The sequence below is a fragment of the Corynebacterium sp. KPL2825 genome, from assembly GCF_037908445.1.
Lineage (GTDB): Bacteria > Actinomycetota > Actinomycetes > Mycobacteriales > Mycobacteriaceae > Corynebacterium > Corynebacterium kefirresidentii.
In genome coordinates this window covers 164,397-177,147 of the sequence record NZ_JBBMGI010000002.1, presented here as the reverse complement: position 1 = coordinate 177,147, position 12,751 = coordinate 164,397, and the positions used below count along the sequence as shown (strand labels likewise).

General features: G+C 57.4%; 12 protein-coding genes. 8 read left to right on the top strand and 4 right to left on the bottom strand.

The genetic code is table 11. The annotated features are described in order from the left end of the window. Nucleotides 1–28: 28 nt before the first annotated feature. Together WMQ00_RS02395 and WMQ00_RS02390 are read right to left on the bottom strand one after the other, a co-directional pair. Nucleotides 29–2,419 carry a glycogen/starch/alpha-glucan phosphorylase gene (locus WMQ00_RS02395; protein WP_340440634.1) on the bottom strand — a complete coding sequence of 797 codons (2,391 nt, stop codon included), beginning with the start codon at nt 2,417–2,419 and terminating at the stop codon, nt 29–31. A gap of 100 nt (nt 2,420–2,519) precedes the next feature. Then, nucleotides 2,520–3,725: an amidohydrolase gene (locus WMQ00_RS02390; RefSeq protein WP_340440633.1), complete on the bottom strand. Its 1,206-nt coding sequence runs from the start codon at nt 3,723–3,725 to the stop codon at nt 2,520–2,522. Between the two features lie 36 nt (nt 3,726–3,761). On the opposite strand from WMQ00_RS02390, the gene WMQ00_RS02385 reads away from it, so the two are divergent. Next, on the top strand, nt 3,762–4,160 hold the full coding sequence (locus tag WMQ00_RS02385; protein ID WP_340440632.1) for a hypothetical protein: 399 nt from the start codon (nt 3,762–3,764) through the stop codon (nt 4,158–4,160). On the opposite strand, the gene WMQ00_RS02380 is transcribed toward WMQ00_RS02385, so the two are convergent. Beyond that, nucleotides 4,157–5,239 carry a glycerate kinase gene (locus WMQ00_RS02380; protein ID WP_340440631.1) on the bottom strand — a complete coding sequence of 361 codons (1,083 nt, stop codon included), beginning with the start codon at nt 5,237–5,239 and terminating at the stop codon, nt 4,157–4,159. The two genes, WMQ00_RS02385 and WMQ00_RS02380, sit on opposite strands and share 4 nt — an antisense overlap. Before the next feature lie 198 nt (nt 5,240–5,437). Here WMQ00_RS02380 and gdhA point away from each other — a divergent pair, with 198 nt between their 5' ends. Together gdhA and WMQ00_RS02370 are read left to right on the top strand one after the other, a co-directional pair. Next, nucleotides 5,438–6,784 (top strand): NADP-specific glutamate dehydrogenase, encoded by a 1,347-nt coding sequence (gene gdhA, locus WMQ00_RS02375; RefSeq protein ID WP_200288898.1) that lies wholly within the window; start codon nt 5,438–5,440, stop codon nt 6,782–6,784. A 199-nt stretch (nt 6,785–6,983) separates the two neighbouring features. Beyond that, nucleotides 6,984–7,742 (top strand): DivIVA domain-containing protein, encoded by a 759-nt coding sequence (locus WMQ00_RS02370; RefSeq protein ID WP_340440630.1) that lies wholly within the window; start codon nt 6,984–6,986, stop codon nt 7,740–7,742. A gap of 184 nt (nt 7,743–7,926) precedes the next feature. Here WMQ00_RS02370 and WMQ00_RS02365 read toward each other — a convergent pair whose 3' ends face one another. Continuing rightward, nucleotides 7,927–8,574, bottom strand: a complete 648-nt coding sequence (locus WMQ00_RS02365; RefSeq protein ID WP_023021266.1) for a hypothetical protein — start codon at nt 8,572–8,574, stop codon at nt 7,927–7,929. A 150-nt stretch (nt 8,575–8,724) separates the two neighbouring features. Between WMQ00_RS02365 and WMQ00_RS02360 the strand changes: the two genes are divergently transcribed. The 5 genes from WMQ00_RS02360 to WMQ00_RS02340 are packed head-to-tail and all read left to right on the top strand — an operon-like array spanning nt 8,725 to nt 12,709. After that, a complete protein-coding gene (locus WMQ00_RS02360; protein WP_086587445.1) occupies nt 8,725–9,270 on the top strand; it encodes a YceD family protein in 546 nt (181 codons plus the stop codon). Continuing rightward, nucleotides 9,267–10,037, top strand: coding sequence for a ribonuclease III (rnc, locus tag WMQ00_RS02355; protein WP_200288899.1), 771 nt, complete (start codon nt 9,267–9,269; stop codon nt 10,035–10,037). Before WMQ00_RS02360 ends, rnc begins: the two co-directional genes overlap by 4 nt. A gap of 2 nt (nt 10,038–10,039) precedes the next feature. Beyond that, nucleotides 10,040–10,855 (top strand): bifunctional DNA-formamidopyrimidine glycosylase/DNA-(apurinic or apyrimidinic site) lyase, encoded by an 816-nt coding sequence (gene mutM, locus WMQ00_RS02350; RefSeq protein WP_248098812.1) that lies wholly within the window; start codon nt 10,040–10,042, stop codon nt 10,853–10,855. 53 nt (nt 10,856–10,908) lie between these two features. After that, entirely contained in the window at nt 10,909–12,408 is a 1,500-nt protein-coding gene (locus WMQ00_RS02345; protein ID WP_200288901.1) for an alanine/glycine:cation symporter family protein, read from the top strand. A 22-nt stretch (nt 12,409–12,430) separates the two neighbouring features. After that, on the top strand, nt 12,431–12,709 hold the full coding sequence (locus tag WMQ00_RS02340; protein WP_023021271.1) for an acylphosphatase: 279 nt from the start codon (nt 12,431–12,433) through the stop codon (nt 12,707–12,709). The last annotated feature ends 42 nt before the right edge of the window (nt 12,710–12,751 follow it).

Below are 12,751 nucleotides of genomic sequence, written 5' to 3'. Positions count from 1 at the left end.
CCGTGGAAGCGAAGGGCAGGACCTTTTCTTAGCGCTGGGAAATCGGGGTCGGCTGGATCTTCCACACCTCGTTCGCGTAGTCCGCGATGGTTCGGTCCGAGGAGAAACGACCGGAATAACAGATATTTAGCCACGCCTTCTTTGCCCACGCAAGCTCGTCCTCTTTATACTCTGCGGCCATGCGGTCGCGGGTCTCGCGGTAGTCGGCGAAGTCACCTAGGACGTAGTACTGGTCTTGGGCGTGCTCCCCGAAGCCGTCGAGAAGCGAGGCGCGCAGATCGCCGAAGATACCGGCATTGTTTGCGCCCAGGGTGCTGTCGACAAGCGCATCCAGTACGCGGGCCAAGCCTGGCACGCTCTGGTAAAGCTCGCCCGGGTTGTACTCGGCGCGCAGCTGCGGCAACTCCTCATTGCGGGCGCCGAAGATATAAGCGTTGTCCTCGCCAACCGCCTCGACGATTTCTACGTTTGCTCCATCCATGGTGCCCAAGGTCAGTGCACCATTCATCATGAACTTCATATTGGACGTGCCGGAGGCTTCCTTGCCAGCCACAGAAATCTGCTCGGAGATATCAGCGGCGGGGATGATGTGCTCGGCAGGGGAGACGTTGTAGTTCTCCACAAAAACGACGCGGATGATGTCCTTGGTATCTGGGTCTTTATTGACTAGCTCCGCGATGCTGTTGATGAGCTTAATAATCGCCTTGGCGCGCTCGTAGCCCGGTGCGGCCTTGGCACCAAAGATGAAGGTGCGCTTCGGCACCGTCTCGCCCTGGTCTTTGATGCGGAAGTAGAGGTCGAGGACGTAGAGGGCATTCATCAGCTGGCGCTTGTACTCGTGCAAGCGCTTAATCTGTACATCAAAGATGGAGTCGGGATTAACCTCGGCGCCTTGGTGGTCTTTTACCCAGTTAGCAAAGTCGCGCTTGTTGGCCTGCTTGATGGCGATGAGTTCGCGAAGCAGGTTCTTATCCTCGGCCTTATCAGCGAGGTTGGCCAGTTGGGTGAGGTCAGTGACCCAAGCATCGGAGCCAGCCTGCTGCGTGAGCAGTTCTGCTAAGCGGGGGTTGCACATCTTGAGCCAGCGGCGCGGGGTGACGCCATTGGTCTTGTTATTGAACTTCTCCGGCCAGAGTTCGTGCCATTCGGCCAACGTATCGGCCTTGATGATTTCCGTGTGCAGGGCGGCGACACCGTTAATGGAGTAAGCGGCGTAGCAGGCGATCCAGGCCATGTGAACCTGTCCGTTGGACACCGGCGCCATGTAGTCAATGCGACCCTGATCCAGGCCGCGATGGGCCATATCTTCGCGGAAGCGGCGATCGATTTCTTCCACCAACTGCCAGATGCGCCAGAACAGCTTTTGGAAGATGGACACTTCCCAGCTCTCCAGTGCCTCTGCGAGCACGGTGTGGTTGGTGTAGGCGAAGGTCTCGGTGACGATTTTCCACGCCGCATCCCAGCTCAGACCATGGTCATCGAGCAATATGCGCAAGAGCTCTGGGATGGCGAGCACTGGGTGAGTGTCATTGAGCTGGATGGAGTTGTACTGCGCAAAACCGGTGAGGTCCTCGCCGTGCTGGGCAATGTAGTTATCCACCATGGTTTGCAGGGATGCGGAGACAAAGAAGTACTGCTGGCGCACGCGCAATACCTTGCCCTCGTACGTGGTGTCATTGGGGTAGAGCACGCGGCAGATGTCCATAACACGCTCGCGCTCGACGATGGCCTCGGTAAAGCGCTGGGAGTTAAAGGCATCGTAATCGAAGTCATCGATGGGCTCGGACTTCCATAGGCGCAGGGTGCCTACGTTATCGGTCCCGTAGCCGGTGATAGGCATGTCATAGGGAATTGCGCGCACGTCCATGTCATCGAAGTGGACGCGGCGCTGTTCAGAGGCACGGCGAATGACAAAGTCATAGCCGTTTTCCATCCACGCATCTGGCTGTTCTTTCTGGAAGCCATTCTCAAAGGACTGTCGGAAAAGGCCGTAGCGGTAGAGAAGGCCATAGCCGGTTACGGGGTAGTCCTGAGTGACAGCGGAATCGAGGAAGCAGGCGGCAAGGCGTCCGAGGCCACCGTTGCCGAGCGCGGCATCATGCTCGGCTTCGAGGACATCGCTCAGCTCGTGATCGGTTGCCTTGGCCGCGGTCTTGGCATCGTCAACAAGACCCAAGTTGGTGAGGTTATTGAGCAGCGCGCGTCCCTGCAGGAATTCCGCAGAGAAGTAGTGCTGTTGGCGCGTTTCCGCGTAGGCAGCACGGGTGCGCTCCCAATTATCGGCAATCTGCTCCATGACGGCACCGGAGAGGCCCGACCAGAACTTACGGTTGGAAGCGCTGTGCGGGCTCACGCCAGAGGCCGCGCGGACATGGGAGGGAACAGTGGATTCGAAAGCAGAATGCCGTGGCTGGCTCATTTTCAACCTTAAGTTTGTGGGGAGTCACGAAACGCCTGCCAGCTTAATAGCATTGGCCCTGCGCCGCAGGCGGGGGAATGAGAATACGCGTCTCGGGCACCTAGGGCGTGGCCAAGTAGGTCATTGCCGCACCATATGCCGCCCGGGTGGAGGCATAAACGGTGGGGGCATAGTCAGGCAGGAAGGTTGCTTGGTGGTTGACCGGAGGATCCTGCAACTCATCTTCCGGGGTGCAGCCGATGTGCCAAAAGACATAAGGTACCCCCCACGCCTGCGGCAGGTAGCAAAAGTCCTCGGAGGCGGTGGAGGGGGCCGCGATGACTGAGTCGGAGCCAAAAGCGGCGTCGAAAACCTCGCCTACTGGGGCATGGGCAGCGGCGTCATTATCGGTGACCTCGCCGTGGGCGTAGTACTCAAAAGTAGGGTCCTGCTCGCTTCCGGAGGCGACACACTCGGCCTTAACCATGCGTTCGAGGGAGTGGTAGACCTTTTCTGCCAACGCGGGATCATAGTAGCGAGTATTGAGTACCAGCTCGGCGGAGTCGGGGATGATGTTGTTTTTATCGCCGGAGTGAAGCTCGCCTACGGAGATGACAAAGAACTCGTGCGGGGCGACCTCGCGGCCCACAATGGCTTGGAGGCGGGTGACGATCATAGCCGCGATGTAGGTCGGGTCGATGGAGTTATGGGGCATGGAGGCGTGGGCGGATTTGCCAAAGATGCGGATACGCAGGGAGTCGCATCCGGCCATGATCGGGCCGGCGGTGTGGCGAACCGTGCCGGCGCGGCCGGGCATGATGTGCTGGCCAAGGCAAATATCGGGGCGCGGGACGCGTTCGATGAGGTTATCGGCCAGCATGAATTTAGCCCCCATGGAGGACTCTTCGGCCGGTTGGAAAAGGGCGAGGAAGGTGCCGGACCAGGAACTACGGGAGGCGTCGAGAAGCGCGCAGGCACCTAGCAGCGCGGTGGTGTGCATGTCGTGTCCGCAGGCGTGCATATTTCCATTGGCAGCGGAATAGGAAACACCGGTGGCCTCCTCTACCGGCAGACCATCGAAATCCGCGCGCAGCAAAGCGGTGGGTCCATCGCCATTGCGGAAGATGGCGACCATTCCGAAGCCACCAATGTTTTCTACTACCTCGCAGTCAAAATCGGCGAGCTTGGCGCGGATGCGACCGGCGGTTCGCTCTTCCTCGTGGGAAAGCTCGGGGTGGCGGTGCAGGTCCTCATAAAAGTCCTGCTGCCACTCCAGATCGGCCTGCTGGGAAGTGACGAGCTGGGCGATGCGGGCAGAATCAGACATGGTTTCACACCTTAGGAATTGGGTAGGGTTAGCGCTATGCCGGTTATTCAATTTGATGTTTTGGTTCCCAACGCACAAGCAGAGCGCGTCGCGGATATCTTTACCACTGCCACCAACAAGTTGGTAGAAAGCGGTTCATTAGCCTCCGCTGAGGTTACTCGCCCTGATGCACCGCAGTTTCCAGAGGGGTTGGAAGAACAGCTGCGGCAAAATTATCGCGATGAGCATGAGGACCGCGACCTTGAGGACGCGAGCGTGCACCGCTACGACATTGCGGTAACGGGGGTTAGCGGCTCGGTTAACCAGCTAGGTATGGTGCTCTCGCGCCTTCTTACCCCGCATGCCGTGCTGCCGAAAGACCACGTCTTGCTGGAAGATGAGCTAGCGCATGAACGGCCAGCTATCTTCCCATGGTCGCTGTCTATTCGGCCTTAGAGCTGCTTGACGATGTCCCTGGCGGCCGCCGCCAGCTGTTGCGCCAAGGGGCCTTCTTGGCTAAGCGATGCGCAGTAGGCGTCCGTGCCATGCTCGAAAGAACCGGCGACGATGCCCATGGGCGTGCCTGCGTCCCGGGCGAGAGCCGCAATGGTTCCGACGGCCTTTCCGGTCAAAGATTGCTCGTCAAACCTGCCCTCGCCGGTGATGACGAGATCGGCGGAGGATATTTTTTCTGGAAGCCCGAGTGCAGTGGCGACATGTGCGCCGCCGGATAAGACGCGAATATGCTCATCTGAGCCCCAGAGCGTGCGAGAAAGCCAGTGCAGGCCGATGGGAAGGCCACCCGCGGCACCGAAATATTCGGAGTCCGCATCGGCGCCGGTGACTTCGCATGCTTGCAACATGGCACCGGCCAGCAGCGCTACCTGCTCGCCTTGCGCTCCTTTTTGGGGGCCGTAGATGGTTGCCGCCTGTACTGGAGTAGCGCGGGTATCGGCTAGCAAAGTGAAGTCAAGCATGCCTGCTTTGATATTGAGCTGCGCGGTGTCAATGTGATCGAGCTGAACTAGGGGAGCGCCGCCCTTGGGCAGGGCGTAGCCGCGGGCGTCGTGCGCGGCAGCGCCGAGCGCGGTAAGGATGCCCATGCCAGCATCGATGCTGGCAGTTCCTCCCAATCCGAGCACAATCGAGGTGGCGCCGCGCGTTTCTGCATCCGCAATCAATACGCCGGTGCCATAAGAATCGGCGTGCAGCGGATCAAGGCTGTCCTGCACTGCGGGCAGGCCGGTGGCAGAGGCGACGTCGATAAACGCAGTGGTTCCGGCCAGAGCATAGCTTGCCTGAGTCAAGCGGCCTATAGCGTCGGTGGTAGGCAGGGTGATGTTTTCGACGGATTGTCCGCCGGCTGCGGCCGCTTGTGCGAGGACGGCGGCGGTTCCCTCGCCACCATCGGCCATGGGCAGGGTGGTAACCGTGGCCTCGGGAAGAACCTGGCGCACCCCCATAGCAATGGCTGCTGCGGCCTCGGGCGCGGAGGCGGTGCCTTTAAACGAGTCTGGCGCGACGACAATATGCATGCCCGTGATTATAAAGCCCGCCTGCGAAAGGAGTCTGTGCGGCTGAAGATCCGAACGTTCTACAGAAAATATTTTACTTTATTGTCGCTGGTAAAGACGGTTCGGATCTATGCAAGGTCTAGAAACTGCTTGCTTTATCGGTAGTTTGATAGGAAACTGGTATCTGTTCTTATACGTCCACAGAATGGAATGCACGCCATGTCAGTAGATAGCCAAATTTCTGAGTACTACGACAAATTGCTCAAGCGCAATGCGGGAGAACCAGAATTCCACCAAGCGGTTTCTGAGGTTCTGGACTCGCTGAAGATTGTCCTAGAAAAAGACCCGCAGTACGCGGACTACGGCTTGGTGGAGCGTCTCTGTGAACCTGAGCGCCAGCTCATCTTCCGCGTGCCGTGGATCGATGACAATGGTGATATCCAAGTCAATCGCGGTTTTCGCGTCCAGTTCAATTCTGCGCTCGGCCCCTACAAGGGCGGACTGCGTTTCCATCCTTCGGTCAACCTGGGCATCATTAAGTTCCTCGGTTTTGAGCAGATCTTCAAAAATTCCCTGACCGGCCTGCCCATTGGCGGTGGCAAGGGCGGTTCTGACTTTGATCCCAAGGGCAGGTCCGAGGTGGAAATCATGCGCTTCTGCCAGTCTTTTATGACGGAGTTGCACCGCCACATCGGAGAATACCGCGATGTTCCAGCTGGTGATATTGGCGTCGGCGGCCGCGAGATCGGCTTCCTCTTTGGTCAGTACCGCCGCCTGACTACCCAGCATGAATCCGGTGTCCTTACTGGCAAAGGCCTGACCTGGGGCGGTTCCCTGGTTCGTACCGAGGCCACAGGCTTTGGCACGGTCTATTTCACCAATGAAATGATGAAGACCCATGGCGAGTCCTTTGATGGTGCCAAGGTCATTGTCTCTGGCTCTGGCAATGTTGCCATCTACGCCGCAGCGAAGGCCCAAGAACTGGGCGCCACCGTGGTGGCCATGTCCGATTCCTCCGGCTATATCACCACCCCACAAGGCGTGGACATCGAGCTTCTCAAGAACGTCAAAGAAACTCGTCGTGAGCGTATTTCCACTTATGCACAAGAGGCTGGCAGCGGCGTGGAATTCCATGAGGGCGGAAATATCTGGGAAGTAGGGGCGGACGTGGCACTGCCGTGTGCTACCCAAAATGAGCTGGACGGCGACTCGGCCAAAAAGCTTGTGGAAGGCGGCGTGCGCTACGTGGCCGAAGGTGCCAATATGCCGTCCACCCCGGAGGCCGTCCACATATTCCAAGAATCCAAGATCAACTTCGCGCCGGGCAAGGCCGCTAATGCTGGTGGTGTTGCTACCTCCGCGCTGGAAATGCAGCAAAATGCGTCCCGTGATTCTTGGTCCTTTGACTACACCGATGACCGCCTCCACGCGATCATGTCTAATATCTTTAAAAACATCGACAACACGGCGAAGGAATACGACCGCGAAGGCGATTACGTAGCCGGCGCAAATATCGCCGGCTTCAAGAAGGTAGCGGATGCCATGCTGGCACAGGGCGTCATCTAAAAATCGGCCTTTATTCAAGCTCCCCTTTTGCGCCACAGAGCGTGGCGGTAAAAGGGGCGCTTGTTTTTGTATATGCGTGCCATAAATTCTGTATGTGTGGGCGCGGACTGGCAAGACCGGTTGTGGAAGTAAAATCTGCAGTACACACTCGGTGCGTGGCCTCCACGCATGGCGGGTGAGGGTATGTAAAATTCGCGGTATGTACCGTGTCTTTGAGTCTCTAGATGAATTAGTTCAGCACTTGGAGGGGGCCCATGGCTTCCCCATGACCTCTAATTGCGTAGTTCCGCGCCATGAAATGCTCGCGCTTCTCGACGACCTCCGTAACGCGCTGCCCGTTGAGATTGATGACGCGCAGGATGTGTTGGATAAGCAGGATGAAATCCTGCACGGCGCTGAGGAGCGCGCGGACCAAACCATCAATGATGCTAATGCCCAGGCAGATGACATTGTGGGCCACGTCCGCGAGGAAGCAGATGCCACGGTGTCCCATGCAGAACAGCATGCCGCCAAGCTGGTGGCTGATGCTGAAGCTCGCGCTCAGTCCATGGTGGAGCAGGCCCGCGCGGAAGCAGACCGTACTATCGCTCAGGCGAATGATGAATATGAGCGTTCCGTCGCTGAAGGCCGCGCAGAGCAAGAGCGTCTGGTTTCGGAATCAGAAGTTGTTCGCCGCGCCGATGAAGAAGCACATCGCATTGTGGAATCCGCCCACACCGAATCTAACCGTCTGCGCAGTGAATGCGATGAATTTGTGGATGGCAAGCTAAGCGAATTTGAAACCACCCTTAATGGTCTGCTGCGTACAGTAAACTCCGACCGCTCTGCCCTGCGTGGCGGTGCCGGAGTGCGCTCCCGTGGCGGCGACTATTCGGCTCCGGGACGCGCCGGCGGCGCCGCAAGCAACACACGTTACGCTGAAGGCGAGACCTATGAGCGCCGCTATAACGAGCGCTAAAACTTTAGTTTCTTTATCGGCCTTAAACTCTATGGTTCGGTGCACACCGGGCCGTAGAGTAAGGGGCTAGGAAAGACCTATGCACTAGGCACGGCCAAAGGCCTTATTTGGTGAGCAGGCGGTTCGTCGTACACCGTCTACTCACCAAATAGGGCCTTTATTCATCGCCGCTGGTCTGAGTAAATTAGGTGGTGGCACGAGTGCGAGGTTGCTTAGCGGCAATGGCCTTTCCTTTTTCATGGGGAGTAGGCGTTATGTGGGTGTGTAGGGGAACGGAGATGTCTTCCTGCTGCGGGAGAAGGTGTGCAGGCGCGGCGGATTGGACGGCCATGCATGCTGCAATAATCGCGGTTACCAAGCCTGGAAAAAGGAACGCAACGAGTGCAGTGAAGAAATAGGAAGACAATGATGTCAAGGGATTATCACTGAAATTTTGTGGAAAGCACACGGCACACACGCTAAGGAGCGCACCGGTAGCTAGCACCATCGTGCCCACAGAAATGAGCGCGGTAGGAATGGTCGCGCGGGAGAACCAAGTAATAGCACCTGCGCTTAGGGAAAAGATGAGCGCGCCGGTAAGGACCGAAAGGTCCATGCCGGTGGGCAATACTAAAATGGCACCGGCTACCAAACCGGCAACGACGCTACAGATGAGTGCGGTAAAGAGGCGAATGCCACGCGCGCCGTACATGCCTGAACGGTCCGGGCGTGGAGTGGCGTGAACGAGCATACCGGCAGTAGCTAACACCGCAGCGGGAAGACAGCTAAACACGGTGAAACCGAGCGCTATGCTGCGTAGATCCGTGGAGGCTAGTGCCAAGTGGTAGGTCATGCTTCCAGACTAAGGACGGCTTTCGCTCGGGAAAAGGCTAATCCGCAAAGGCATATGTCCTTTTACATTAAACGCCAGATTCTTGACAGAAACTTTCCTCGCGCGGGCCGCTAGGCGGAGTTTGCGGGGCAAGGTAGACTACCTAGTGTTATGACATCACCATTGAAGTTCGATGTGGGCGAATTGTTGAACGCCCAAGGCGCTGACGCACTGCCGGAACAACGCACCCAAACCGGCCCCTCACCTGAGAGGATCGGCGTGGAGATGATCGCCATCCCGCAGGGCGAAGAGCTCACCGTAGACGCTACCTTGACCCCTCTTGGTGCAGGTGTCTTAGTGGATGCCAACGTATCCGGACAGCTGACCGGGGAATGCGCTCGCTGCTTGAAGGAATTGCACCCACAGTTGGACTTGCACGTCACACAGGTCTTTGCAGCCGACGAATCCTTTGTCTCGGGAGATACCCCTTCAGACGGCGACGAAGGATCCGGAGATGAGATTCCAGAGATTGAAGATGATGAGCTGGATCTCTTGCAGGCCGTGATCGATGAGGCAGGCCTTAATCTTCCCTTTGCCCCAGTATGCGAAGATGGCTGCGAGATTGACACGCCTGAGGGCGTAACCACGGGTATCTCTGGCGAAAAGGATGAAGAAAAGGTCGATCCCCGCTGGGCTGGTTTGGAGAAGTTCCTATGAGCCGCAAGAAGAAGCTAACTGGGGAAGAGGCACTGGCTGCCGAGTTCGCTGCAGTAGACCATTCCCCGTTGTTGGAATCGCTCGGTGTGGAATTGCAACCAGAGCACCTGTGCCTAGCATTGACCCACCGTTCATTTGCTAATGAAAATGGGCACTTGCCAAACAACGAGCGCTTGGAGTTCTTGGGCGATGCGGTGCTGGGCCTTTCGGTAGCCTCTCAGCTCTACATCACCTACCCGTCCCGTCCGGAATCGGATATTTCCAAGATGCGCGCATCGATTGTCTCGCGCTACGGCCTGTCTGATATCGCCCGGGAAATAAACCTAGGACCGCACATTTTGTTGGGTAAGGGCGAGCAGTCCACCGGTGGCCGCGATAAAGATTCCATTCTTGCGGATACCACTGAGGCAATCTTTGGTGCCATTTACCGCGAGCATGGTTTTGAAACGGCGCGTGACGTCATCTTGCGCTTATTTGCGGAAAAGATCGAAAATGCGACTGTGAGCGGGCGCCACTTGGATTGGAAGACCTCTTTGCAGGAGCTGTGCGCGGAGCTAAAGGCGCCGATGCCGGTTTATTCGGCTACTTCCACCGGACCAGAGCATGACCAGACCTTTAATGCAGTAGCTACTGTGGCTGGTCTGACCGTAGGAAATGGTGTGGGCCACAATAAAAAGTTGGCCGAGCAGCAGGCAGCTCAGGAGGCCTGCCAGACCCTGCGCGAAACTCCGCTTTTGGTGCAAGGCACTGCACATAAAGAGGGCTGAGCATGCCGGAATTGCCGGAAGTCGAGTCCGTCCGCCGTGGCCTTGCACCACACGTGGTGGGACGGACTTTTGAGTCTGTAGAGGTGTTACACCCGCGTTCCAATCGTGGCCAAGATGAGCCGCTTTCCGGTCTCCTTGAGGGCAAAGAGATCTCTGCGGTGGCCAGGCGCGGGAAGTTTATGTGGCTGGAATTTGTGGGCGAAGATGCCATGGACCCCCACCGTGACGTCCTCTTTATCCACCTAGGTATGTCGGGTCAGATCCGAATAGGTGCCACCGAATCTTCGCACCTTCGCATTACCGCCCAGCTGAGCGGTGGGGTAGAGGTGTGCTTTGTTGACCAGCGCACCTTTGGGTATTGGTTGTATGCGCCGTGGGACAAGATTGCGCACATTGGCATTGACCCGCTGGAACCGGATTTCGATAGTGCGGCTACAGCACGGCGCCTGCGTGCGAAGAGGACCGCAGTGAAGACCGCGCTTTTGGATCAAACGCTGACCTCTGGAATCGGCAATATTTACGCTGATGAATCCCTGTGGGACGCGCAAATCTCACCCCGCAAGAAAGCTTCGACCTTGCGGCAAAAAGATGCTGTTGCTCTGCTTGCAGCAGCTCAGGAGGTCATGACAGCGGCCCTAAAAGTGGGTGGCACGAGTTTTGATTCCCTGTACGTAAATGTGAACGGCGAATCGGGGTATTTTTCGCGTTCCTTGGCCGCGTATGGGCGTGCTGGCCAGCCCTGTCTGCGGTGTGGAACGCCCTTGGAGCGCTGCATAATTTCAGGGCGGTCCACCCATTTTTGCCCCCATTGTCAATAATTTATGGCGTATGGGGTTCACGTTGTGAACCTTAAGGCAGTAAATTATTCTGCATGGATTTTCTTGAAAATGTCGTAACGACATTTAATGACGGCGTGTGGTCGTGGATTTTGCCGTGGCTGCTGATTGCTGCGGGCCTATTCTTCGGCATCCGTACTGCTTTGGTGCAAGTGCGCATGGTGCCGGATATGTTCCGCGCCGTCGTCGAGCGCCCCAAGGGGGAGGGCCGCGATGAGGACGAAGACTATGGCGGAATCTCCGCGTTTAAGGCCTTCACCATTTCAGCTGCTTCCCGCGTTGGCACCGGTAACGTTGCCGGCGTGGCAGTGGCCATTTCCGTTGGCGGCCCAGGTGCCGTCTTCTGGATGTGGCTGATTGCCATCCTGGGTGGCGCTACTGCGTTCATCGAGTCAACCTTGGCCCAGCTGTGGAAGGTCCGCGATGGCAATGGGTACCGCGGTGGTCCGGCGTATTATATGAAGCGCGGTTTGGGGTGGGGACCGCTCGGCGTGCTTTTCTCCATCGCCATCGCCTTTACCTTTGGCTTGGTATATAACGCCTTCCAGACCAACGCCATTGCGGATGCGGTGTCCTTTTCCTTTGACCGCGATGACACGATGTTCCGCTCCATTATCGGCATTGTTATCGCCGTGGTTGCGGGTCTTATCATCTTTGGCGGTGTGAACCGCATTGCCAATATCACCCAGGTCATCGTGCCATTTATGGCGGTGGCTTACCTGCTCATCGGTGGTTTTGTCGTCATTACCAATTTTGACAAGGTACCGGGAATGATTGGCGATATCGTCGGTCACGCCCTAGGAATCAAGGAAATTGCGGGAGCCGGTCTTGGCGCGGCCATGATGAAGGGTATTCAGCGCGGTCTGTTTTCAAATGAGGCCGGCGAAGGCTCTGCCCCTAACGCGGCGGCAACTGCGGCCGTATCTCACCCAGTCAAGCAAGGCTTGGTGCAGACCCTCGGCGTGTACTTTGACACCTTGGTGGTATGTACCATCACTGCTTTCATTATCTTGCTGGGACCAGAGATTGCCTATGGTGCAGAAGCAGAAGGCGTGTCCTTGACCCAGGCAGCCCTATCTTCTGAGGTGGGCGAGTGGGGAATCCACTTCGTCAGCTTTATCCTCTTCTTCCTGGCCTTCTCTTCCATCCTGGGCAATTACTACTTGGCGGAGTCTAACCTGGAGTACCTCACCCAGAGCAAGCCTGCGCTGGTGATTTTCCGCCTCGTCGTACTTTTCTTTGTCTGGTTCGGTGCGGTGGGCTCCTTGCCGCTGGTCTTTGCCTTGGCCGATACCGGCGCGGCAACCATGGTTATCCTCAATATCCTCGCCATCGTGCCGCTATCCGGGGTGGCCATCAAACTGCTCAAGAACTACAACGAGCAGCGCAGCCATGGCATTGACCCGGTATTCCACCGCGATATGCTGCCGGAGCTTAAAGGCGTGGAGTGCTGGGACGGCTCCGACCCCGTCACTCGTCGCAGCGAAGAGGACCGCCGCGTCCTGCGCGATAAGGGTCAACAAGATCACTACTAGGAGCTAGGGAGGCCGCTTGACCATGGAAAGAATGACCGCTTTTGTCCACGGGCACGTCCAAGGCGTGGGCTTTCGATGGTGGACGCGCTCCCGTGCCCTCGAGCTCGGCTTGAAGGGGCATGCTACTAATTTGGCCGACGGTCGGGTTCAGGTTGTAGCCGAGGGACCGCGGGAGAAATGTGAGGAGTTGCTAGGACTCCTCAAAGAACAGCCCAGTATGACTCGCCGGCCAGGAACGGTGGACCTAGTAGTCGAGCAATGGGCTGCCCCCAAGGGAGAGTCTGGCTTCATTGAACGCTGATGCATAGCACATGCCCGCAGTTTCGAGCCTTGAGGCTCGGCT

Coding starts and splice junctions, on each gene's coding strand:
- mutM (WP_248098812.1), top strand. CDS start 10,040: ATGCCGGAATTGCCGGAAGTCGAGTCCGTCCGCCGTGGCCTTGCACCA.
- rnc (WP_200288899.1), top strand. CDS start 9,267: ATGAGCCGCAAGAAGAAGCTAACTGGGGAAGAGGCACTGGCTGCCGAG.
- WMQ00_RS02385 (WP_340440632.1), top strand. CDS start 3,762: ATGCCGGTTATTCAATTTGATGTTTTGGTTCCCAACGCACAAGCAGAG.
- WMQ00_RS02390 (WP_340440633.1), bottom strand. CDS start 3,725: ATGTCTGATTCTGCCCGCATCGCCCAGCTCGTCACTTCCCAGCAGGCC.
- WMQ00_RS02395 (WP_340440634.1), bottom strand. CDS start 2,419: ATGAGCCAGCCACGGCATTCTGCTTTCGAATCCACTGTTCCCTCCCAT.
- WMQ00_RS02370 (WP_340440630.1), top strand. CDS start 6,984: ATGTACCGTGTCTTTGAGTCTCTAGATGAATTAGTTCAGCACTTGGAG.
- WMQ00_RS02380 (WP_340440631.1), bottom strand. CDS start 5,239: ATGCATATTGTCGTCGCGCCAGACTCGTTTAAAGGCACCGCCTCCGCG.
- WMQ00_RS02345 (WP_200288901.1), top strand. CDS start 10,909: ATGGATTTTCTTGAAAATGTCGTAACGACATTTAATGACGGCGTGTGG.
- WMQ00_RS02365 (WP_023021266.1), bottom strand. CDS start 8,574: ATGACCTACCACTTGGCACTAGCCTCCACGGATCTACGCAGCATAGCG.
- WMQ00_RS02340 (WP_023021271.1), top strand. CDS start 12,431: ATGGAAAGAATGACCGCTTTTGTCCACGGGCACGTCCAAGGCGTGGGC.
- gdhA (WP_200288898.1), top strand. CDS start 5,438: ATGTCAGTAGATAGCCAAATTTCTGAGTACTACGACAAATTGCTCAAG.
- WMQ00_RS02360 (WP_086587445.1), top strand. CDS start 8,725: ATGACATCACCATTGAAGTTCGATGTGGGCGAATTGTTGAACGCCCAA.